Genomic DNA, 21,441 nt, shown 5'->3' on the forward strand with positions numbered 1-21,441 from the left:
AAATTAGGTTTAAAGCCAGATAGCATTACTAACAATAATATCAACGTTTACGGCGGAAAGGGCGGCAAGGATAGGACAATATCCGAAATCGCTGACAAGTCTTTAATTACCGATATTAAAATATTTTTAAAAGAAAATAATATAGAAAAATTCGGCGATGCCGTTACTGGGAGTAAGATAAATTATGAAATCCGCAAGGTATTAGGGGATACCGGGTCAATTCACGCATTAAGGCATAACTATGCAATAAATTGCATAAAAGAATTTGAAATGAAAGGGTTTTCGCATGTCGAAGCCGTTCATTTAACAAGCTTGCAACTCGGACACAACAGAAATGAAATTATAGAGGGGGTTTACTCAAAATGATTGATACGGAAAAATTGCAAATTTTATTAAATCGCCGCAAAGACAAATTCAGAATACTTCAGGAAACATTTAACTTAACGGCAAATCTCTTAAACATCGATATAGATAATTTTAACGATAAACTTAATGCCGCTTTAGCTAAAATTATAAACCTGCTCGAACTTGAAGCGCAATCTAAGCGGACGACTGGGCGAATCCTAACTAACAGCGACTACAAAGCTATCGGTATTTTTCAAAAAAGGATTAAAAAACTTAAAAACAAAAGAAAACCGGCATTGAAGGAAAATAGGCTCATTAGGTTAATGCCCAAAATATATAAAATTAAAGAAAAAAAGGGGCTGAGTTTTAGGGAACTAGCGGAATACATAAAGGAAAAATATCATATTGAAGTAAATTTTACTTATCTAAATAGAATTTACAAAAAGATTAACAAATAAATTTTATGGATTTAAGGGAGCCTAAAATAAATAAATGAAAAAACTCTTAACGGTTAAAGATGTTGCGGATTTGTTATGCGTAAGCCCGAAGACGCTTTACCAGTGGGCTGAATACGGGTCTATCCCCTGCTTTAAACTTAACGGAAGCTTAAGGTTCGACGAAGAAAAAATAACCGAATGGGTAAATTCTAATGAAAAAAAATCAATTGTTGGGTATAATAACCTTAAAGGCGGAGTGCCCATGAAAAGGAGGTGTAATTAAACATGGGCATCTTCAGACGAAAAGGGTCGGAATTTTACTGGATGGATATAATCGCAAACGGTAAAAGATACAGGGAGTCCACGAAGTCCAAAAACAAAAAACAAGCCGAAGCGGTTTACGCAAACAGGTACTCTGAAATCGTAAACGGAAAAACGATTAAAAATGCCGAACCTGAGGCAAAGGAAAACAGATTCACCTTTGCGGAGCTTGCGGAAAAATATTTGGCGTGGGTTTACGGAAAACAGGTATCGTACGGCAATAAAAAATCCGCTATAAATTGCTTTTTTATGAACAGGTTTAAATATTTAGACGATATTAAAATATACGATATAGAAAAGCTGCAAAGCGAATTAATCGCAAAGGGGTATCAAAAATCCTATATAAATAAAACGTTTTCGGTATTTAAGCATATGTTTACGAAAGCGTTAGACTGGGAAATGATCGACGAAAGCGCTTTGCAAAGGGTAAGAAGGGTTAAAAACCTAACCGGCACAAATAAAATCCTAAGGTATCTGACCAAAGAAGAAATAGAAGTCTTAATCTCAAACTGTCCGCCGCATTTAAAACCGATAGTTTTAGTGGCTTTAAATACCGGTATGCGTAAATCGGAAATCCTGCACTTGACATGGGACAGGGTGGATTTAAAAAACAGATTAATTTTACTCGACAGGACAAAAAACGGCGAAAGGCGGGAAATACCGATGAATAATTTAACGGTTAAACTATTTAGCTCTTTGCCGAGGCATCTGCGCGTTCCTTACGTATTTTATAATAATAAACAAAAGCCTTACAAGAACGTTACGGAAGGGTTTCAAAGCGCGTTAAAAAAGTCCGGCATAAAGAATTTCAGGTTCCACGATTTGAGGCATACGTTTGCTTCGATACTCGTTATGGCGGGAGTCGATATTAGCTCGGTTTCGGAACTGCTCGGGCATACGAGCATTAAGATGACGCAAAGATATGCTCATCTGTCGCCTGCGCACCTGAGAAAAGCCGTAGATATTTTTGAAAATGTCACATTTTTGTCACAGTTTGAGGAAAAGGGAAAAGTTGAAGATTTATAAGTTGCTGATTTTATTTATTAAAACGGAAGGAAATTAGGCTGCCCTATTGACGTAGCTTAAATACGTAGGAATCGCTATCGCCGCCAAGATACCTATAATGGCGATGACGATTAAAAGCTCGATAAGGGTGAAACCTTTTTTGCCTTTAAGTCTGTTAATGTTCATTTTAAAACCTCCTTGTTGGTTTTTAGTTTTCTTTTAATTACATAATTACATTTAATTTGGTTTTTTTTGAATTTAAAAACCTTATTACATCCTTATTGCATCGCTTCCATATTTAAAATCAGGCTGCCTAAGCCAAGCACTAAAAGAACTTTAACCACCTCTCTTGCCGTCCCGCCCGTGAACGGCATGCGTTCACTCCCTGACTGAAAGGCGGATACCGCGGCATCCGTTATCTTTTCCAGCGCCCCCGTGTCCGCGCCTTCTAACCCGCAAAGCGAACCGAAAAGCGATACGGAAATATTGCTTAAACCGGCGTCTTTACTCGTTTCTGCCTGTTCCGCATACTTTTTAACGAAGGACGAAACCGCCTCGAAACCTGCGGATGCTTTTATATCTCCCGCAAGCTCATCCACCCCTTTCGAATTAATATAAGAGATAAGGTCTCCGCCCTCTGCTTCGCTCAGCCAGCTATAAAACCTCTTATTAAAGAAATCGCTGTAATAAAGGTTGTCCATAAACGCACCCGATTTTATAGTTTTGTTTAATAACCGGCACAATTTTATTATTACATTTATACTTGATGATAAAGCAATAATTGTGCCAATACCGATAATTAAACAAACTAAAACCGGTCTTACGGTTGGATGCCTTTAAAATCAATACATTAATATTAAAACTTTAATTTATATTAAAATATAAATTTAAAGTTAATCATATTATAAAATGACAAATATTGTCAATGAAAATTGGGAAATTTCGGAGGATAAAAATAATAAATAAATTTTAATAATTAATTTAATAACTTATATGATATTTTGCCCATGACAAAAATTGTCATATTCAATTACAAAATTTGTTAATTTGTAAAAAAAATAAAAATATCAGCCCTGAGGCGGCTTAAGCGAGGAGCAAATATCAGTTATTGATAAACCTGATATCTCTGACGGTTATGCGCTTTTCCGCAAATATTTTTTTCTTTTCCAAAGAAAAAAGATAGTCGTTGACTTTGCTTATCAAGTCTTCTTTATTAAACCCGAGTTCAAACAAAAGAACAGGGTTATCGACGCTAACCGTCAGAATATCTTTATTAAACGCCTTTGGTTTGGTTTTTTTCCCTATTTCGGCGCCGCAGATAGTTCCCCAATTTTCATATAACATTAAGGCAATGTAGTCGGAAAAATTGAGTTTGCTTCTTAGCGCTTTTAAAAGAATATCTTTTAAATTTAATTGTTGATTTGCGTTCATAATTATATTATTATTGCTTATAATATAAAAATTTTCAATAATATTAATATATCTCCAAATTTATTAAAAGGTAAAGGTATATAATTATGATGCGTATTTATTGCCCTTATTGCGGAACATCGTACGATATCGATGAATCTTTAATGCCCAAAGGTAATGTAAAGGTAAGATGCAGGTCATGCGCGAATGTTTTTGTTATCGATAGAGAACAGGGGGCAATTAAAGACGAGCCTGAACAGGACTATAAACATGAAAAGGTTTCTCAGCCCGAAAATGAACCTGCGTCGGAAACGAAAAAAAACCTTGAAGGCGATAAAGACATCATCGAGGTCAGCGACTTTATGAAAAGGGTTATACAAGAAATAGACGGCTCGCTAAATCAGGAAAATAAAGAAAACGAAAGCAATAAAAATGAAAAACCTAAAAATACTTCAGACAATAAAAAAATAAATCCCCTTAAAATCGTAATACTGCTAATATTAATTCTGTTGTTAATAGCAGCTGGCGCTTATACTCTTGAATATTATAACATCGTAAATCTGCCCGCTTTTTTGCCGAAGCTGTTTTAGGAATATTTTCTTTTCTCGATCGGAAGATAGACGGTTACGGTTGTTCCGTGATTTTTAACGGAGTCTATATTAATAAATCCGTTATGTTCGTAAATTATCTTCTGGCTGATGGCAAGACCGAGTCCGCTCCCCTTTTCTTTTGTCGTAAAAAACGGAACGAATAGATTTTTAATATCCTTTTTGCTTATCCCGCAGCCATTATCCGTAAATTCTATTTTTAAGAATTTTGGACTGTTTCTCGTATAATCCAGCTTTGTAATAATTTTTATTATACCCTTAGTTTCCGGTTTTACCGCCTCTATTCCATTTTTTAAAGTATTCAAAAAAACCTGCTTTAAAGCGTTTTCGGACGCATAAATTTTTGGAAGGCTCGGGTCGAATTCTTTAATGATTTCCACATTTTTATTTGTCAACGCTTCCTGCTCCAGCAGTATTATTTCATTGACAATCTTATTGATATTAACCTTTTCGCTACTTGTCTTATGTTTTTTCGATAAAGACAGAAGGTCTTCGATAAGGTTGTTTATTCTGCCGACTTCTTTTATTATTATTTCCAAAAAATTATTTAAATCCTTGATGTTCGCCTGCAAATCAAACGATGCCTGATCAAATTTTCTTTTCAGGTAAGAAGCAGCTGCCTTGACGCCGCCAAGCGGATTTCTTATCTCATGCGACATCTCCGCTATGAATCTCGATAAATCGTTAAGCCTTTCTTCGTTTTTGATGTTATTGTCCATTTCCTTAAATCTTGTTATATCTTTCAAGGAAACGATAACATAAAACTTATCTTCGTCCGCAATTTTAGATATTTCTAAAATAACCGTGCGCCTGTTGCGGTTCTTATTTTCAAATTTATATTCAAAATCGATAAAACCCTCTCCCGTTTCTATAACCTCGGAGGCACGCTCGTCTATATACCTGTTATTATAAAAAAAATCGCTCAGGCTTATATTGTTTATAAATCTATCGGAATATCCCGTAAGTTCCTGCGCCGGCAAATTTAAAAACTTTAAGGTAAGGTTTTCGTCGAATAAGATTAAAGAGTGGTTTAAATTATTAATAATTAAAGTGTTTATATCCATAAGAAAATGATACATTGACGGCAAAAAAACCGCAAGAAAAAAACGGCGGAATAGAACCGGCGCCCTACCCCAAACAATCAAAAAATAATAAATAAAAATGGGACAGATTTTAAATCTGTCCCATTTTTCAATAAGATTTAAATCTAAATTTAGAAGTTGTATCCCGCTTCGTCGTGCTGCGTGATATCGAGACCCATTGCCTCGGTTTCTTTATCCACTCTTAAGCCCATAACCTTGTCTATCACTTTAAATATTATGTAGCTCATGGTAAACGAATAGGCGGCAACGGTAATGACGGTTAAAAATTGAATCCACATCTGCCCCGGATTCCCGTAAAACAACCCTCTTCCAGCAGAGTTAATAAGCGGGTCCGCAAACAAGCCCGTAGCCAATGCCCCCCATGCCCCGCCTATAGCGTGAACATTAAATGCGTCGAGGGCATCGTCGTAACCGAGTTTAGGTTTAACATAAACAACCATCGAATAACATATAACGCCTGCAACAAAGCCGATTACTATCGAAGCTATCGGATTAACGAATCCTGATGCGGGGGTTATCGCGACAAGCCCTGCAACGGCGCCCGAAACCATGCCCAAGGTTGTGGGTTTTCCGCTTCTTATCCATTCGGCAATCATCCAGCCCAAAGCCGCCGCAGCTGTGGCGGTATTCGTTACCAAAAATGCGGATGTCGCAAGCGGACTGGCTTCCAGCGCGCTTCCCGCATTAAAACCGAACCATCCGAACCATAAAAGAGCTCCGCCCAATATCGTATAACCCAGCTGGTTCGGCTGAACTATGTTTTCCTTCATATATCCTTTTCTTTTTCCCAGAACAAGCGCGCCTGCAAGTCCGGCAACACCGGAATCGATATGGACGACGGTTCCGCCCGCAAAATCGAGGGCGCCCATTTTTTGGAATATTCCTCCTATCCCCCAAACCGCCTGAGCTACCGGGGCATAAACCACGGTAAGCCATACTATCGTAAAAACAACCCATGAAGAAAACTTTATTCTTTCGACGAGCGAACCGCTTACCAACGCAACCGTTATTATCGCGAACATCAATTGAAACATAACATAAATATATGAAGGTATCGTACCGTCATATCTTGAATGCTGTACTTCCTTCATTGCAAATAAACCGATATACTTAAAATTTCCGATAATCCCGCCAAAAGCATCCGGTCCGAAAGCCAAAGAATAACCCCATAAAATCCAGATAACGCTAACCGTACAAATTGTAATAAAACTGAGCGATATAGTATTTAAAACATTTTTTCTCCTGACCATACCGCCGTAATAAAAGCCAAGCCCCGGCGTCATAATCAATACGAGAGCCGTTGAAGCCAGAACCCATGCGGTATTGCCCGCGCTGAATGCCGGAACCTTGGAAGCGGCGGCAAAAACAGGGCTTACCCATGAAAATAAAACTAAAGACAGACCGCCTATTAACGACCATGCGAATGTTAACGGACTTAACGGTATTTTAAAATTTTTAAAATATTTAAGCAGATTCAGATTCATAATTTTTCCTTTTTCCTCCTTCAAATTTATAATTTATCTGGATTATCGCTTCGCTCTCGGCTTTCAGCCTCGTGAAGTTTCTCCTAAACTTTCCCGCTTTCGCAGGAACGACAGTTTATTTTTCCTGCAAACCAACCGCAAACTAAATAGCCAACTCCCCTTTTTCTCCGGTTCTTATCCTTACAACCTCTTCTACCGGCGATACGAATATCTTTCCGTCCCCGATATTGCCCGTCTTTGCGCTTTTTTCGACAGCCGAGATTATATCTCCCGCGACCTCGTCGGAACATATTATCTCGAGCTTTGCCTTGGGGACGAAATCAACCCTATATTCGGCGCCTCTATACAGTTCCGTATGACCTTTCTGCCTTCCAAAGCCCTTAACCTCCGTAACGGTTATTCCGTGTATTCCTATTTTGTTAAGCGCTTCTTTCACATCGTCGAGTTTAAAAGGTTTAATTATAGCTTCAATCTTTTTCATTTTTTCACCTCCTTTTTTTAAAAACTGTATAAAACCATTAAATTCATTGTATTTTGCTGCGAATGGGTCGGGTTGCCCGCTGAATCTAAATAAACATCGTGATTTGCCCCTTGATGCTCAAGCTCAAACCTGAACTGTATATTTTTAAACCCTTTAAAAGACGGCGTATAGGCAAGCGTCAATGTAGAATCGATATATGTATAGCCCGTTCCGGGGGTGCTCGTCATCTCCCATAAACCGTTCTGGTCATATGCGGCTACTTCTCTTAAGGTTTCCGCCACCTGTCCAAAGCCGTAAGTCTGCTGGTGATGAATGTAGCCCGCAATTCCGGAAAATCTCGATTTATCATAAGTCGAGTTCGAGGTTTGAACCAAAGCAGGATAGACAACATTAGCCGGCGGTATTCCTATTCCGTTATCTGCGAATACCGAATTACTTATTCCGCCTCCTAAACCCAGCTCATAATCCAAAACAAAAGACCAGTCGTTGGTTGGGCTGTATTGCGCATCTATATAACTGTAAACCGATTTATTCAAGTTATCCTGATACAAAGTATTATTTGCTATAAAATAACTGTTTGCTCCGTAGATAAACCCTCCGTTAAATGTTAGCGGGCTGACAGGGGTATAGCTTTCGTTCAGCTCTATAACAGGCAAATTATCTATCGGGCTTACGGCATTTATCGTATTTGCTATTCCAAGAGTCGATGTCAGCTGAGGGATAAAGTTATAGGTGAAAAACACGCCGGTCAAGGTTGACGGCTCTGCGGCATCGAGAAGCGAATATGTATCGTTCCAGTTTCTTATCGGATTAAACGCCTCGAAGCCCAGAAGTTCGTTTTCCTTTCCGATATGGATATCGAGCCCGCTTCCTACAGGCAGGTTTATGTTAATATATGCTTTCCTTATGTCGTAAGGCGTTCTTTGCTGAAAAGGCTCGGTAAAATAGGACAGGTTGCCGTAATAAGCCTTATAAAACTGGATATTCTGCCCAAAATCCAGCGATATATGAAAACCGACGCCGTAAGGATTGGAAGAAGTCCCCGGCGAACGCCTGAGCGTTATATCGGCATTATTGACCGCGAAACCGTCGGACTGCCAGTTATCGCCGTAATTGCCGTTATAGCCTGTTGATTTCGCAAAGTTGTATGTATAAGACGATACTAAGGTGCCTAAGAGCTGGATGTTCGAAAAATAAGAAGAAGCGCTGTCCGCGTAAGAATTTTTGACGGTTGCAGCCGTTAAAAAGATGCTGAAAAGCAAAAAACTAAAGAATGTTGCTAATTTTAACTTAATTCTCATAAAATAATTCTCCCGATTAATGATTGACCCAAATACAGATTTAGAAAATATTTATAAGTTTTAATGCTAAATAACACTGGATTCCCGCTTTCGCGGGAATGACACCTAACGGGTGAAATGATAAATCACTGCATTGTCATTCCCGCAAAAGCGGGAATCCAGAGTATAAAATCCTAAATCTGGATTTGGGATTAATTAACAATTTTACATTTTTACATTCATTTGAAACAAATTTACCGGCGCCGGTCAAAACCCTGAAAATTTACAATTGGAGGTAAAGCTAAAGGGTTACAATATGATAAGCAAAACTTATGCCAGATTAAAAAAGCTGGATTTAATACAGTTTTGCAGATAAATAAGGCTGGATTAATTTAAAATATGCTATAAAAATAGTCATATTAATAAAACATCTTTTTATTGATTAATTTTTAGGCAAAAAATGGATAAAAAGCCGCGCCATTCTTTTTTGCAGATTTCTCCTGCTCATGCCGATATTTTCAGCTGTTTTTGTAATATTATTATCGTTTTCTTTAAGCTTGCTCGTTAAATAGCGTTTTTCAAATGCCTCTTTTGCTTCCTTGAAGGAATTTATATCTCTGCCGGCATATTTTTCAATATCGTTTTTATTGTTATCTTTATTAATGCTAATGCTGTATTCATCATTTTTAATTTTTAATTCGTTCAGCACATCCTCTTCGGTTATTTTATTTTGCGAATTAAAAATGGAAAACCTTTCGATAATATTTTTTAATTCCCTGACATTGCCCGGCCAATCATAATTTTTCAACACATTCATCGCGCGTTCGTCTATTTCCAACATCTGCGCCTTTCCGAAACTTTTAATGAAATAATTAATCAATAAAGGAATATCTTCCCTTCTATCCCTTAAGGGCGGAATAAAAAACGGGATAACATTCAGCCTGTAAAATAAATCGCTTCTGAACCTGCCCGCCGCCATCTCCTTTTCGAGGTCTTTATTTGTCGCGGCTATAACCCTCGTATCTGTCTCGACCTCCGTTTCGCCGCCGACCCTTTGAAATTTCTTATCCTGTAAAACCCTTAAAACTTTTGACTGCATCCTTAAACTCATATCCCCTATTTCATCGAGAAATAATGTTCCGCCGTCGGCAAGTTCGAATTTCCCCCTTTTTTTACTATTAGCGCCTGTAAAAGCTCCCTTTTCGTATCCAAAAATCTCGCTTTCTATGAGTTCTTCGGGTATGGCGGCGCAATTAATTGCAATGAAAGGCTCTTCTTTCCTTGAACTGCTTAAATGGAGCGCCCTTGCGACCATCTCTTTTCCTGTTCCGTTTTCTCCCGTAATTAAAACGGGTGCCTCAGCCTGTGCCGCCTTCAATATTTTTTCTTTTAAAAACTTAATGCTATCGGACTCCCCTATAAGTTCAAAACCGCCCGAAAGGCTGTTTGCCATTATTATCTTTTTTTCGCTGACGCTGTTGTATTTAACGGCATTTTCGACGGCGATAAGAACCCTGTCGAGCGATAAGGGTTTTTCTATAAAATCATACGCTCCCATTTTTATGGTTTTTATGGCGGTATCGATATCGGAATGGCCTGAAATCATAATAACGGGGATATTTTTATTTGCTTTAACCATATCGTTCAAAATACTGACCCCGTCTCTGCCCGGAAGCCAGATGTCTAATAAAACCGCATTTGGAGAGATTTCGTTAAAAGCCTTGAAACCAGCTTCGCCGCTTCCTTCCGATATGACTTTGTATCCCTCGTCCGTCAAAATACCTTCCAGAGACTTTCTTATGCTTTCTTCATCGTCTATTATTAAAATAAGTTTCACTTTATTTTCACCCTCCCCTCGCCAGGCTTTAATTCTATGATAAAACTTGCCCCGCCGTCTTCGTTGTTTTCCGCTCTTATCTGAGCGTTGTTCTCGACCATTATATTTTTAGTTATGGCAAGTCCTAAACCTGTTCCGCCCTGCTTTGTAGAAAAATAAGGCTCGTACATATTTTGCATAACCTCGCCTTCCATGCCCGTTCCGTTATCCGCAAAAACTATGCGGACGATATTTTTATCCGCATCTTTTTTCGTCGAAATCGTTATTCTGCCGCTATATCCGGCGGATTCTTTTCTGCCCTGCCGTTTTAATAAAACGCTGTACACTCCGTTATCGATTATATTCATAAATGCCCGCTTCATCTGTTGTTTGTCTATATAGACTTCCGGCAAATCTCCGTCAAGATTCGTGATGAATTCTATATCTTTATGGGCATTTTTATAAAGCGGTACGACATCGTTAATCAAGTAGTTTACATTTATGTATTCAAAATTAGCCTCGGGAAGCCTTGCATAAAGCGAAAATTCATCTACAAGGTTTTTTAAATCGCCGACCTCTTTAATAATGGTATCTACCATTTCATTAAAAATCAAATCTTCATTGCCTGCCTTTCCGCCAAATTTTCTCTTAAGCCTTTCGGCCGAAAGCTTAATCGGGGTCAGGGGATTTTTTATTTCGTGCGCCATGCGTTTCGCAACCTCCTCCCATGCCGCAACCCTCTGTGCCTTCATCATATCCGTCGTATCGTTTAAAACGATGATAAAACCTATATAATTATTTAATTCGTCTTTCATAACCGTCAGATTTACGATATAAACCTTCACGCCGCTTTTAACATTAAGTTTTACCTCTTTTGTTATGCTTTCTTTATCCTCTCCTGCCAAATCTTTTATCATGCCCCTTATATCCGAAAACGCCGTTTTATCGAAAACATCTTTATAATGAAGGTTGACGGACTTTTTAGAATTTAAGTCGAACATATTCTCGGCGGCATTATTTATATTTCTAATTTTACCGGTCTTGTCTATGGCAATGACGCCGGCATGAATATTTTTAAGAATTATTTCCATATATTTTCTTCTTCTATCTATTTCTTCGTTAACCTTTCGCAAATCAAGATTAGCCTTTTCTATTACCTGCTTATTTTTACTTAAATCCTTAGCCATGACATTAAAAGAATCTATAAGCATCCCTATTTCATCGTCGGAACCGGCGGGAACCGAGGTATCCAGATTCCCCGCAGCCACCTTTTTGGTTCCCTCCACCAGGTCTATTATCGGCTTTGTCAACTTTTTTGACAGGTAAAATCCCACCCATAAAGAAATAAATAAAATAATAAGGGTAAATATGGAAAAAAATATAAGGTAAGTCGTTTCCATAGGATTTTTCATGAACCGTATCTGCGAATATTCTTTGTAAAAATTAGAGAGCCAGTATATCTTGCGGACAATCTTTTCCTGCCCGCCCGCATTATGTTTATGGTAAAATCTTGCGATGTCGATTGAGTAATCCATTGCCTTTTCTATTTTTGGGGCATACCACTTGTTGATAATATTGGCGGCAAAACCGGTTGCGACTATTACGACGAACATAAACACGGATGGAACAAGAGAGACTATCACGAACAAAGAAACCAGCTTTGTCCTTAATTTTGCCCCCGTAACCTTCATTTTTCTTTCTATAAGGAGTTTGATTACATTCCTTATGACTAAAAAGAGCATAAATAAAAACAGGATTACGGTTATATTTATGTAAGCGTAAACGATAATCTTGGATGTTAAGGATGTATTCGTAAAAGAAATCATCCTGATTTCCGCAAAGGTTGAGATTATTATCAGAAATACCGTTACGATTATAAATATAATCTCTCTTCTTATCCTGATTTTTTCGATCGATTTGCCTTTATCTTTCATCTTGTATATTGTTAAAAAATAAGTTTAATAAATAAATTTAAGGCTGTATGTATTTGTGGTCATCAGGAAATAACCTGTAAAAAACGGGATATAATTAAGAGGAAACGGGATATGGAATGTGCCTAAAACTCCTCTTATAATTATCTCGTATTTGCGGCCCGGCCTGAAATTTCTTTTGGCCCGTACACGCAAATTTTGAACCTTAGACATATAGGCTAATGCGCCGCTAAACGACCTCGCTATTAATCTTTTGCCGAATTTACCCATGTAATTATATCTTATAATGAAATAATTATTCAGCTCATCGTATTTTATAGAATTTACTAAAACACGGTCGTATAAAACCCTCCCGCCCGGTTCCGCCCGCACCTTAACATAAAATCGGAATTTGACGGGAAACCCGCTTAAAATAGCTTTTTTTAAGTCTTCGTTAAAAGCGTTGCTTACTTTAAAATATAAAATAACGCTGTTTTTATTATAGGATGTTACTATTACATCCGAGATTTTCGCCATCCCGAAAGCTTTCAGGGGGGGGAATAAGACAGCGGCAAAAATCGCCGGAAATATAATAAACTTAATTAAAAACGGCACAGCCTTTTCCTTTTTTTTCATTCTTAATCCTGCCTTAATCATTTACTTAAGATAGATTTTATTGTATCATAAAAAAATATGAAAGTATTAGTATTAGGCTGCGGCACTTCAACGGGGGTTCCGTTAATCGGATGCAATTGCAAAATTTGCACATCAGACAATCCAAGAAACAAAAGACTAAGGCCGTCGATTCTCGTGTCGGAAAATAACCTGAATATTTTAATCGACACGCCTCCCGATTTACGAACCCAAGCGCTAAAGGAAAATGTAAAAAACATCGATGCCGTCCTATATACCCACACCCACGCGGACCATCTTTTCGGAATAGACGATTTAAGGATGTTTAACTACATTAAAAATGCCCCGATACCCATATATGCCTCCGAAACAGCGATACATTTCATCGAAAATAAATTCGATTATATATTTAAAGAGAAAACGCTTTCAAGCAAGCCTAACCTTACGCCGAATATATTAAAAGGCAGGATTGAAATTAACGGGTTAAGCATAACGGCTGTTCCCGTTTACCACGGCGAAGACATAATAAACGGATATAGAATAAACGATTTTGCATATATTACCGATGTTTCAAAAATACCGGAAACATCTTTTAAATTATTAAGCGGCTTAAAGGTATTGATGATTGACGCCCTGAGATATAAACCGCACCCGACGCATTTAAGCATTGATGAAGCGATAACCGTTTCCAGAAGAATAAATCCCGTCAGAACTTACTTTACCCATATGGGACACAATATCGACTACGAAGAAATTAAAAAATACGGCGCAAATGGGAATTTTATACCCGCCTATGACGGATTAACCTTCGAGGTATAAATACCGCGCCCTAACTGCCCAAACCCAGATTTAGAAAATTTTTATATATTCCAATGTTAAGTAAATCTGGATTAACGCTTCGCTTTCGCACTGCGTCACGCGCTTACGCATCTTCGGCATGCGAAGATAAGCACGCGTGAGCGCGTATATGAAGTCCTTCAAGGACTTTCCCGCTGAAGCGGGTTGGACAATTGGGGAAAGATAACCGCATTTGCCGCCTTAGTTAATCTATATCTGCCATAAGATATACGGCAAATAATAAAAATATAATATCCGCCATAAACGCGGCTAAAAGCGGATTCAGCTGGGAGGACTCCCCGAGCGACAGGGCAATGGAATTAACAATCCACCATGTAAAGGCAAATACGATGCTTATTCCTATCGCAATAGGCGTGCCGCCTTTCTTTTCCAGCAATAATCCAACGGAAATGCCGATAAGTATAAGAATCAGGTTTATTACCGGGTAGGATAATTTGGAATAAAAACCGGTAAGAATATAACTGACGCCCGATTCCGTTTTTTTTGCGACCGTAAGCATTTTTGACAGGCTGGTTATAGAAAGAAATTCCGGTTTCAGGGTGTAAGATTTAAAAAAATTTAAGTTTAAATTAATAGGCATTTCCACATTTTTAAAAAATTTTTCCGAAAATTCGGATTTATTTTTAAATTCGAATTTGTCTAACCGCCCGTTAATTAACTCGAGATTATTATGTTTAAAATACCCCTCTTCCGCTATATATCTTTTATTTAAGACAAAATCGCCATCGAATACGTAAATATTGACGCCCTTAATTACCTTCTTTGACGGATCCAGAGATTTTGCCGTAATAATGTATTTTTTGTAATGAATCATAATGTCCTTTGTCCTGTATTTATATACGGAATCTATATCATAGGACGAATTTTTGTTGATATATCTTTGCATTACGAACCTTCTCAGTATATTGGTCTTAACGGCAATAAAATTCGAAAGAAAAAAAGAAGACATCGATATTATAATTCCGGTCAAAATTAACGGCATAAAGAACTTAAACATACTTAAACCCGAAGACTTTACAGGCATTATTTCATTGTTTTTATTCAAAAATGTTATGGTAAGCAGGGTCGATAAGAGGGCGGATAACGGAAGCACCCTGTAAATTATTTCCGGAAGTTTATATAAAAAATATAGAATCACATAACCGGCGTCTGGAGAATGCTTTGTGAATGCGCCTATATTAGAAATAAAATCCACCACGATATAAAAAGCGGCTAAGCTTAAAAGGGCGACAGCCAAATATTTTAAAAATTCGGCCAATAAATATCTTTGCAATATTTTTATTTTCATATTATTTCATCTCATTATCTTAAAAGCTGGATTCCCGCCTACGCGGGAATGACAATTTATTTTTATTTTCATATTATTTTATCGCATTATCTTAAAAGTGTCCTTAAATACAATATAAAGCCTGAAACAAAAAGAAACAAATCCGCCCCCCAAACGCCTATAACCGGATTTATTTGATTTCTTAGCGACAGATAAAACCCCGATGTGAATAAAATATAATAAGCCGTCACAATTATTATCGTATAGGAAATTGCCAGAAACAGACTTCTTTTCTCAAGAAACATCCCGAGGGACATGCCGATAAATACAAACAGTATTGTGGCAAGGGGAATGGCAATCTTTTTGTATAAGTATATGAGATAAATATTCTTTATCTTGCTATCCTTTTCCGATAAATACCTTCTTGCGAGTTGGGGAAATGTCATAAAATGAACGGAACCGTTTTTACCCGGAAACGACAGCCCTTTTAATTTTATATTTATCTTATATGTGTTAAAATGCAATATCCAAAAATTTTTAGAATTCGGGTCTTGATTTTGAATTATGCCGTTTTTTAAATAAAAATACAGGGTATTTTGTTTTTGGTTATAAACGATAGCGCCGCTTTTGGCAATCAGGGTTTCGGGCGTATTATGCACCCTGTTCAGTATAAAAATACCCTTTAAGGTAGATTTGTTCGTGTTGACATCCCTGACAAAAATTTTTAATTTTCCGAATTTATCCGTAAAAGCATTTTTTTTTAATGCCGAAAGCGCCGCTTTTTTAAATTCTTTTACCGCAAGCACCCTGAAAAAAAAGTTAAATCTCGGAGCCATATAAAAAGAAAATAAAATTGAAACTGCAAGCGGTATCAAGGCAAAAAGAAGGACCGGCTTCGTCAGTTTAAAAATCGAGACGCCGGAAACCTTTAATGCCATAATTTCGTTATCCTGCGTCATTTTCCCGAAAACCGTCAATACCGCAAGCAAAAAAGATACCGGAAGGGTTATTATCATGAAATCGGGTATCGTTAAACTGGCAAGCTTTAGTACGGCGGTTATGCTGACCCCCTTATTAAGCACCATCTGGGTAAGCAATAAAATCCGGTTTATCGTAATACTGAAGGTAAATATTAAAAGTCCGAATATAAAAGGAGGGATAAATTGTTTAAATATGTATCTGTCTATTGTTGACATAACTTATTAATAAAAAAATCCCCCGTTTCTATAAAAAATATTAAAATTAATTTATGCTAAAATAATAAATTATTGACTATATTATTTAATAATATTAAAATTAATCTTAAAACATTAAAAAAATAACCGTTATCAGTATAACAAAAACCGCGTATATTTTAAAGCATTAATTTCCTTAGCCCGCAAAGGAAAATGCAGGCGGCATTAATATATGGGAGGTCATAATGGCATATAATGTAATTTTTATCGATGATAGCGATTCGATGCAAAAGGCTGTTTCAACCATATTCATAAATAACTCTGACTTCAATTTAAATCCGCTTAGCGAACCGTCGTCTTTATTTAAAATAGCTAAAGATTTTCATCCTGATATTATTATATTAAGTTATAATTCGGTCAATACCGAAGTTAAGGGAAATGTTTCCGAAATTAAAAATAACGCCGATCTCTCCCGGATTCCTCTTATTCTTTTAGTTCCTTCCGATTTGTCGGACAACGAAAGGGAGCTTCTTATCAAGGACGGGGTTAACGGATTTATATACAGGCCGTTTGAAAAAGAGGTTTTTCTTTCAAAAATAAAAAGAATACTGGGCATTATAGACATCCCCGAAAAAACGGGGGAAAAAATATACGATATTTCGTCATTCGAAACTAAAGAAGCGGATAAAAAAGCGCCTGAATCTCCGGCAAAAGCGGAACCGGCTCCTGCAGCTCCCGTACCCGCAACTCCTGCCGAAACCGAAGACGTAGAAAAAGCGGGTGAAAACGATTCTTTCGGCATATATTCAAACAATGTGGTCAACATCGATTCCGCAGAATTAAGCCAGGCTTTTGAAAATCTTTTTAAAGACGACGCCATCTTTGAAGAATTTCAGAAACTTAACAAAAAGGATGAGCCGGGGACCGGCGTTAAAATGCCGGAAGAAAGCCTTGAAGCCCAAGAACCTGCTTTGCCTGCCGAAGGCGGGGTATTCGAAGAGCCTGAAAAACTTAATAAAACGGTAGAGGAGCCTGTTCGGGAATTAAATAAAAACATTATAAATCTGGAAGAAAATATTATAACTGAAAATAAAATTACAACCGAAGGGGGGTTAAAATTGGAAATTTTAGACGAGCAGAGCCTGTTAAAATTGGACGCATTATTAAAAAATTCGATACAAAAAACACTGGAAGAAATTAAGCCTCAAGTAATTGACAATATAAAGAACATACTGCCCGAAATTATCGAAAGGCTTGTCAAGGAAGAGATAGAAAAAATTAAGCAGACGGCGTTAAGCAATTAATAACGCGCCATATAAGCCAAAAATATGCGTTTATTCGAATCCCAGGTAAAACCTCTCATATATGGCGCTTTAAGCGAAGATATAAAGGGCGGAGATATTACGACGGATGCCGTTACCCTAAAAAACGATCCCGAAATCAGCTGCACCGTTACCTCAAAATCGAACGGCATTGTTTGCGGCCTGCAAATATTCTCGATGGTTTTCGACATAGTCTCCAAAAATAATTATGAAATAAATTTTTTGGTTCAAGAGGGCGATTATGTTTCGAAATCTCAAGAGATAATATTTTTAAAAGCAAAAGCGAGCGTTATACTTTATGCGGAAAGGACTGCCCTCAATTTTATTCAGCACTTATCGGGAATTGCAACAATCGCAAACTTAGCGGGGAAAGAGCTCGAAGGGCTTAAAACAAAAGTTTTGGACACAAGAAAAACAATCCCCGGGTTAAGGCTGCTCCAAAAATATGCCGTTAAGACAGGGGGGGCTGAAAATCACAGGTTCGACCTGTCATCGGGGATATTAATAAAGGACAACCATATTAAATTAGCCGGCGGCATAAAAAATGCCTTAAAGATGGTAAGGGATTACCGTTCGGGATTTAATTTTAAAATAGAAGTGGAAGCATCTACTTTAGACGAGGTAAAAGAATGCCTCGAAGGCGGAGCCGATATAATTATGCTTGACAATATGGATGTCTTTACCATGAAAAGCGCCGTTAATCTTATAAACGGCAAGTCCTTAACGGAAGCTTCGGGCAATATAACCGTAAGCAAATTAAGAAAAATAGCGCAAGATTCCGGAGTAGATTATATCTCTATGGGTTCGCTGACCAATTCGATAGTGCCTGCAGATTTCTCCTTGAATTTTATTATTTAGTTAAATTTTAAATTAAAATAGTGTAAAATATAACCTACGGGGTTGACGGTTATAACGGTTGGTTGTGCTTTTTTTATTAATTTTTATTAATTATAAATAAATTTCTAAAAGTTTTAGGGGTTATAAAAAAATGGATGAAACTGATTTGAAAGATATGAATTATATCGACATTTTTGAAATTAAAAAAAATCTGAAGGGTTCTTTTATCGGCAAGAACATATATTATGAAGAAAAAGTGGATTCTACCAACACATTGGCAAGGGAACTTTCGGCTAAAGGGGTAAAAAACGGCAGCGTCGTAATATCGGATTATCAAGAAAAGGGAAGGGGGAGAAACGGAAAAATCTGGACATCCCCGTGCGGCTGCAATATATATATGTCCATAATATTAAAACCTAAATTCAGCCCTGAAGTTGCTCAAGGAATGACTATTTTGGCCGCCGTTTCGGTTGCAGACGCAATTGCGGAGGTTGCCTCTTTAAAGCCTCAAATTAAATGGCCTAACGACATCCTTATAGACTCAAAAAAGGTTTCCGGAATATTAACCGAGATGAGCACGCAAAATATGATAATAGAGCATATTATAGTCGGCATCGGAATAAATGTGAATGCCGAAGAAAATGATATAGAAGACGGCATAAAAAATATTGCCACATCCCTTTTAATAGAATCAAAAAAAACAGACGGATTTACGGGCCTTCTAAATAGAAACAAACTTATTACTTCTATCCTTAACAAATTCGATAAATATTATGAAATGTTTTTATCCACAGGCTTGTCGTCCGTTCTTCAATATTACCAAAAATACTTTAACATGATAGGCAAAGAAATCGAGATAAATATTAAAGACAAGAGGGTTAAAGGACAGGTTGTCGGAATAGATTCAAAAGGCGCTCTTCTTTTAAAGACGGGCGAAAATGAACTCGAGAAGGTTGTTTCGGGCGAAATATATCTTTAAGCTCTTTCTATGTTATTAGCATGCGACATCGGTAATTTATCTTCCGTTTTTGGAATATTCGATACGGAAGGCAATATAGTTAAAACATTCAGGGTAAATACATCCTCCATGGCTTGCGCTAAAGATTTAAATCAAAATTTTTCTAAAAATTTTGATTTATTCGATTTAAAAGATATAGAGGGGGTTTCCATCTCTTCGGTCGTTCCAAGTGTTGACCTGGTTTATAAAGATTTTTTCAAAAAATTTAAAATAGACCCTTTATTTATTTCATCGAAAATAAAATTAAATATCCGTATTTGCGCGGAAAACCCCGAACGATTAGGTTCCGATAGGATTGCCGACATAAGTTATGCCCATTTTACGAGCCAAAAATTTCAAATCGTCGTAGATTCAGGAACTGCCTTAACTATCGATGCAGTAAATGAAAAGGGGGATTTTTTGGGCGGAATTATTTTCCCAGGAATATCTTCGCTTGCCGCCTGCCTTCACAGGTCAACCGAAAAACTTCCTCTTATAAATATTACAAAAAATACGGTAAAGCCGCAAAGTCCGGTAGGGACAAATACCGAAATGTCTATAATGTCGGGGGTATATTACGGAACTATATTCCTGATTGAGGGATTTATCGAAAATATTTGCGATTATTATAACTGCGACATCAATAACTTAAATGTTATTTTTACGGGGGGATATTCAGGTTTAATTTTTGACGACACCTGCATAAAAGCGAAAAAAATCCTCGACGAATACTGGACGCTCAAGGGCATAAAATATTTATACGATTTAAACAATAATTAATAATAACCCAAAACTGCCGATAGAAAATTATTTTCTGGATTAAAGCATTTTAAAATAAATAAATCTGACACCTTTATTTTCCTTTATTTTTTATTTTATTCTCATGTCCCTTCCTGCCATGACTTCAAGTAATTAATCTGTTCGTCCGTAAGGGTGTCTATCTCGATGCCCATCGATTTTAATTTTAAGGACGCGATCCTTTCATCTATTTCCTTAGGAACATTATAAACCCTCGGGGACATATTTTTTCCCAAAACGGCAAACTCCGCCGAAAGAGCCTGAACGGAAAAACTCATATCCATAACGCTTGCCGGATGCCCGTGGGCGCTTGCAAGGTTGATAAGCCTGCCTTCGGCCAATAAATATATCCTTTTGCCGTCTTTAAGCCTGTATTCCTCGACAAAATCCTTTACCTTTTTTACCGACTTTGCCATTTTTTTAAGCTTATTTATATTGATTTCGACATCGAAATGACCGGAATTTGACACAATGGCGCCGTCTTTCATATTTTCAAAGTGTTCGGCGTTTATAACATTTATATCGCCCGTGACGGTGCAAAAAATATCCCCGACCTTGGCGGCATCCGTTCCTTTCATTACCCTGAATCCGTCCATTATGGCTTCTAAAGCCTTAACGGGGTCAATCTCCGTAACAATAACATTGGAGCCGATACCTCTTGCCCTTGACGCAAGCCCTTTTCCGCACCAGCCATAACCCATTACCACAAAGTTCTTGCCCGCAAGCAGCATATCCGTCGCCCTGATAATGCCGTCTATGGTTGACTGCCCCGTCCCGTACCTGTTGTCGAAAAGATGTTTGGCATCGGCATCGTTTACCGCTATAACCGGTATTTTAAGTTCCCCCGCCGCTTCCATAGAGCGAAGCCTTATTACCCCCGTGGTCGTTTCTTCCATGGAGGCTTTTATATTTTTAATTAATTTTTTATATTTCTTATGTATAACGGATATAAGGTCTGCTCCGTCATCGAGGGTAACATTCGGTTTGGCGCCTAAAACACTGTCTATGTGTTCATAGTAAGTTTTTGAGTCTTCTCCTTTAATGGCATAAACATCTATGCCGAAATCTTTAACTAACGAGGCAGCGACATCGTCCTGAGTCGAAAGAGGGTTGGAAGCACACAGGTAAACTTCGGCTCCGCCGGCCTGCAATGTTCTGGCAAGATTAGCCGTTTCTGCCGTAACATGAAGGCATAACCCCATATTTAAACCCTTGAACGGCTTTTTTTCGGCAAACTGTTCTTTTATCAGCGACAAAACCGGCATATCCTGCCCGGCCCATAAAATTCTCTCTTTACCCTGTTTTGCAAGCTTAATATCCTTTATATCCGCCATTATACCCCCGCGTATTAATA

Annotated in this window: 22 protein-coding genes; 9 read left to right on the forward strand and 13 right to left on the reverse strand. The window is 37.6% G+C overall.

Annotated features, from left to right (window positions below; translation table 11 throughout):
• Nucleotides 1-362: 362 nt before the first annotated feature.
• From EVJ47_00005 to EVJ47_00015, 3 genes are read left to right on the forward strand one after another with little or no spacing between them, the layout of a single operon-like run.
• Nucleotides 363-803, forward strand: a complete 441-nt coding sequence (locus EVJ47_00005; protein RZD14708.1) for a hypothetical protein — start codon at nt 363-365, stop codon at nt 801-803.
• Nucleotides 804-837: 34 nt separating this feature from the next.
• Entirely contained in the window at nt 838-1,065 is a 228-nt protein-coding gene (locus tag EVJ47_00010; protein ID RZD14709.1) for a DNA-binding protein, read from the forward strand.
• Between the two features lie 2 nt (nt 1,066-1,067).
• Nucleotides 1,068-2,129, forward strand: coding sequence for a site-specific integrase (locus EVJ47_00015; GenBank protein ID RZD14710.1), 1,062 nt, complete (start codon nt 1,068-1,070; stop codon nt 2,127-2,129).
• Nucleotides 2,130-2,162: 33 nt separating this feature from the next.
• Here EVJ47_00015 and EVJ47_00020 read toward each other — a convergent pair whose 3' ends face one another.
• From EVJ47_00020 to EVJ47_00030, 3 genes are all read right to left on the reverse strand, one after another.
• On the reverse strand, nt 2,163-2,294 hold the full coding sequence (locus tag EVJ47_00020) for a prepilin-type N-terminal cleavage/methylation domain-containing protein (protein RZD14711.1): 132 nt from the start codon (nt 2,292-2,294) through the stop codon (nt 2,163-2,165).
• A gap of 92 nt (nt 2,295-2,386) precedes the next feature.
• Entirely contained in the window at nt 2,387-2,809 is a 423-nt protein-coding gene (locus EVJ47_00025) for a hypothetical protein (GenBank protein ID RZD14712.1), read from the reverse strand.
• A gap of 400 nt (nt 2,810-3,209) precedes the next feature.
• On the reverse strand, nt 3,210-3,539 hold the full coding sequence (locus EVJ47_00030; GenBank protein ID RZD14713.1) for a DUF721 domain-containing protein: 330 nt from the start codon (nt 3,537-3,539) through the stop codon (nt 3,210-3,212).
• Nucleotides 3,540-3,625: 86 nt separating this feature from the next.
• Here EVJ47_00030 and EVJ47_00035 point away from each other — a divergent pair, with 86 nt between their 5' ends.
• Nucleotides 3,626-4,108 (forward strand): hypothetical protein, encoded by a 483-nt coding sequence (locus EVJ47_00035; GenBank protein RZD14714.1) that lies wholly within the window; start codon nt 3,626-3,628, stop codon nt 4,106-4,108.
• On the opposite strand, the gene EVJ47_00040 is transcribed toward EVJ47_00035, so the two are convergent.
• The 7 genes from EVJ47_00040 to EVJ47_00070 form a co-directional block, all read right to left on the reverse strand.
• The gene (locus EVJ47_00040) at nt 4,105-5,205 is read right to left on the reverse strand and encodes a PAS domain-containing protein (protein RZD14715.1); all 1,101 of its coding nucleotides are present in this window, start codon (nt 5,203-5,205) and stop codon (nt 4,105-4,107) included. The two genes, EVJ47_00035 and EVJ47_00040, sit on opposite strands and share 4 nt — an antisense overlap.
• A 134-nt stretch (nt 5,206-5,339) precedes the next feature.
• Nucleotides 5,340-6,713, reverse strand: a complete 1,374-nt coding sequence (locus EVJ47_00045; GenBank protein RZD14716.1) for an ammonium transporter — start codon at nt 6,711-6,713, stop codon at nt 5,340-5,342.
• A gap of 142 nt (nt 6,714-6,855) precedes the next feature.
• Nucleotides 6,856-7,194, reverse strand: a complete 339-nt coding sequence (locus tag EVJ47_00050; GenBank protein RZD14717.1) for a P-II family nitrogen regulator — start codon at nt 7,192-7,194, stop codon at nt 6,856-6,858.
• 17 nt (nt 7,195-7,211) lie between these two features.
• Nucleotides 7,212-8,495, reverse strand: a complete 1,284-nt coding sequence (locus EVJ47_00055; protein RZD14718.1) for a hypothetical protein — start codon at nt 8,493-8,495, stop codon at nt 7,212-7,214.
• Nucleotides 8,496-8,916: 421 nt separating this feature from the next.
• Nucleotides 8,917-10,311, reverse strand: a complete 1,395-nt coding sequence (locus EVJ47_00060; protein RZD14719.1) for a sigma-54-dependent Fis family transcriptional regulator — start codon at nt 10,309-10,311, stop codon at nt 8,917-8,919.
• On the reverse strand, nt 10,308-12,224 hold the full coding sequence (locus EVJ47_00065; GenBank protein RZD14720.1) for a HAMP domain-containing protein: 1,917 nt from the start codon (nt 12,222-12,224) through the stop codon (nt 10,308-10,310). Before EVJ47_00065 ends, EVJ47_00060 begins: the two co-directional genes overlap by 4 nt.
• 24 nt (nt 12,225-12,248) lie before the next feature.
• Nucleotides 12,249-12,857 (reverse strand): DUF4390 domain-containing protein, encoded by a 609-nt coding sequence (locus tag EVJ47_00070; protein RZD14721.1) that lies wholly within the window; start codon nt 12,855-12,857, stop codon nt 12,249-12,251.
• Between the two features lie 36 nt (nt 12,858-12,893).
• On the opposite strand from EVJ47_00070, the gene EVJ47_00075 reads away from it, so the two are divergent.
• The gene (locus EVJ47_00075) at nt 12,894-13,652 is read left to right on the forward strand and encodes an MBL fold metallo-hydrolase (GenBank protein ID RZD14722.1); all 759 of its coding nucleotides are present in this window, start codon (nt 12,894-12,896) and stop codon (nt 13,650-13,652) included.
• 223 nt (nt 13,653-13,875) lie between these two features.
• Here the strand turns inward: EVJ47_00075 and EVJ47_00080 are convergent, their stop codons facing one another.
• Nucleotides 13,876-14,979: a YjgP/YjgQ family permease gene (locus tag EVJ47_00080; GenBank protein ID RZD14723.1), complete on the reverse strand. Its 1,104-nt coding sequence runs from the start codon at nt 14,977-14,979 to the stop codon at nt 13,876-13,878.
• Nucleotides 14,980-15,065: 86 nt separating this feature from the next.
• Nucleotides 15,066-16,154 carry a YjgP/YjgQ family permease gene (locus tag EVJ47_00085; GenBank protein ID RZD14724.1) on the reverse strand — a complete coding sequence of 363 codons (1,089 nt, stop codon included), beginning with the start codon at nt 16,152-16,154 and terminating at the stop codon, nt 15,066-15,068.
• Nucleotides 16,155-16,378: 224 nt separating this feature from the next.
• On the opposite strand from EVJ47_00085, the gene EVJ47_00090 reads away from it, so the two are divergent.
• The 4 genes from EVJ47_00090 (at nt 16,379) to EVJ47_00105 (ending at nt 20,069) form a co-directional block, all read left to right on the forward strand.
• Nucleotides 16,379-17,437, forward strand: a complete 1,059-nt coding sequence (locus EVJ47_00090) for a hypothetical protein (GenBank protein ID RZD14725.1) — start codon at nt 16,379-16,381, stop codon at nt 17,435-17,437.
• Between the two features lie 24 nt (nt 17,438-17,461).
• On the forward strand, nt 17,462-18,313 hold the full coding sequence (gene nadC, locus EVJ47_00095; protein ID RZD14726.1) for a carboxylating nicotinate-nucleotide diphosphorylase: 852 nt from the start codon (nt 17,462-17,464) through the stop codon (nt 18,311-18,313).
• A 130-nt stretch (nt 18,314-18,443) separates the two neighbouring features.
• Nucleotides 18,444-19,271, forward strand: coding sequence for a biotin--[acetyl-CoA-carboxylase] ligase (locus EVJ47_00100; protein ID RZD14727.1), 828 nt, complete (start codon nt 18,444-18,446; stop codon nt 19,269-19,271).
• A 9-nt stretch (nt 19,272-19,280) separates the two neighbouring features.
• A complete protein-coding gene (locus EVJ47_00105; protein ID RZD14728.1) occupies nt 19,281-20,069 on the forward strand; it encodes a type III pantothenate kinase in 789 nt (262 codons plus the stop codon).
• A gap of 101 nt (nt 20,070-20,170) precedes the next feature.
• Here the strand turns inward: EVJ47_00105 and EVJ47_00110 are convergent, their stop codons facing one another.
• Entirely contained in the window at nt 20,171-21,424 is a 1,254-nt protein-coding gene (locus EVJ47_00110) for an adenosylhomocysteinase (GenBank protein ID RZD14729.1), read from the reverse strand.
• Nucleotides 21,425-21,441: the final 17 nt, after the last annotated feature.

It is taken from the genome of Candidatus Acidulodesulfobacterium ferriphilum (assembly GCA_004195035.1).
Taxonomy (GTDB): Bacteria; SZUA-79; SZUA-79; order Acidulodesulfobacterales; family Acidulodesulfobacteraceae; genus Acidulodesulfobacterium; species Acidulodesulfobacterium ferriphilum.

Coding starts and splice junctions, on each gene's coding strand:
- nadC (RZD14726.1), top strand. CDS start 17,462: ATGCGTTTATTCGAATCCCAGGTAAAACCTCTCATATATGGCGCTTTA.
- EVJ47_00055 (RZD14718.1), bottom strand. CDS start 8,495: ATGAGAATTAAGTTAAAATTAGCAACATTCTTTAGTTTTTTGCTTTTC.
- EVJ47_00050 (RZD14717.1), bottom strand. CDS start 7,194: ATGAAAAAGATTGAAGCTATAATTAAACCTTTTAAACTCGACGATGTG.
- EVJ47_00005 (RZD14708.1), top strand. CDS start 363: ATGATTGATACGGAAAAATTGCAAATTTTATTAAATCGCCGCAAAGAC.
- EVJ47_00100 (RZD14727.1), top strand. CDS start 18,444: ATGGATGAAACTGATTTGAAAGATATGAATTATATCGACATTTTTGAA.
- EVJ47_00015 (RZD14710.1), top strand. CDS start 1,068: ATGGGCATCTTCAGACGAAAAGGGTCGGAATTTTACTGGATGGATATA.
- EVJ47_00085 (RZD14724.1), bottom strand. CDS start 16,154: ATGTCAACAATAGACAGATACATATTTAAACAATTTATCCCTCCTTTT.
- EVJ47_00105 (RZD14728.1), top strand. CDS start 19,281: ATGTTATTAGCATGCGACATCGGTAATTTATCTTCCGTTTTTGGAATA.
- EVJ47_00035 (RZD14714.1), top strand. CDS start 3,626: ATGATGCGTATTTATTGCCCTTATTGCGGAACATCGTACGATATCGAT.
- EVJ47_00045 (RZD14716.1), bottom strand. CDS start 6,713: ATGAATCTGAATCTGCTTAAATATTTTAAAAATTTTAAAATACCGTTA.
- EVJ47_00025 (RZD14712.1), bottom strand. CDS start 2,809: ATGGACAACCTTTATTACAGCGATTTCTTTAATAAGAGGTTTTATAGC.
- EVJ47_00090 (RZD14725.1), top strand. CDS start 16,379: ATGGCATATAATGTAATTTTTATCGATGATAGCGATTCGATGCAAAAG.
- EVJ47_00010 (RZD14709.1), top strand. CDS start 838: ATGAAAAAACTCTTAACGGTTAAAGATGTTGCGGATTTGTTATGCGTA.
- EVJ47_00020 (RZD14711.1), bottom strand. CDS start 2,294: ATGAACATTAACAGACTTAAAGGCAAAAAAGGTTTCACCCTTATCGAG.
- EVJ47_00080 (RZD14723.1), bottom strand. CDS start 14,979: ATGAAAATAAAAATATTGCAAAGATATTTATTGGCCGAATTTTTAAAA.
- EVJ47_00075 (RZD14722.1), top strand. CDS start 12,894: ATGAAAGTATTAGTATTAGGCTGCGGCACTTCAACGGGGGTTCCGTTA.
- EVJ47_00070 (RZD14721.1), bottom strand. CDS start 12,857: ATGATTAAGGCAGGATTAAGAATGAAAAAAAAGGAAAAGGCTGTGCCG.
- EVJ47_00030 (RZD14713.1), bottom strand. CDS start 3,539: ATGAACGCAAATCAACAATTAAATTTAAAAGATATTCTTTTAAAAGCG.
- EVJ47_00040 (RZD14715.1), bottom strand. CDS start 5,205: ATGTATCATTTTCTTATGGATATAAACACTTTAATTATTAATAATTTA.
- EVJ47_00065 (RZD14720.1), bottom strand. CDS start 12,224: ATGAAAGATAAAGGCAAATCGATCGAAAAAATCAGGATAAGAAGAGAG.